Source organism: Pseudoalteromonas luteoviolacea S2607, from assembly GCF_001625575.1.
GTDB lineage: Bacteria > Pseudomonadota > Gammaproteobacteria > Enterobacterales > Alteromonadaceae > Pseudoalteromonas > Pseudoalteromonas luteoviolacea_E.
Window position 1 is genome coordinate 1 of sequence record NZ_AUXV01000065.1, and the last position, 326, is coordinate 326.

The 326-nt window shown below is 53.4% G+C and carries 1 protein-coding gene; it reads right to left on the bottom strand.

Annotated features, from left to right (window positions below):
- Positions 1-326, bottom strand: a 326-nt coding sequence (locus N480_RS25695; RefSeq protein WP_196761529.1) for a hypothetical protein, incomplete at both ends; no start/stop codon positions are given.

Sequence of the window (326 nt, forward strand, 5' to 3'; positions counted from 1 at the left end):
TCTGCACTGTTATAACTGGTGTCGTTTAAGGCCACGCTGTGCCCGCTGGGCGCTGCAGTATCTAACTGGCTATTGGCAGTCACTGCCGTCGCGGCATTGCCTGCGGTATCCGTTAAAATCACAGATAGTGTCAAAGTGCCATCATTCAGGGCACTGAGATCTAGATTGGTGAGCTGTTGGCTAGCCGACGTCACCGTGCCGTTGCCTGTGACGTTGGTCCCACCATTGCTGCTCGAAATGGTATAGCTGTAGGTTGCCCCCACTTCTGCGCTACTAAAGGTAAAGGACGTCGCCCCCTTTTCAGCGTTTGAATACAAGGTATCGCC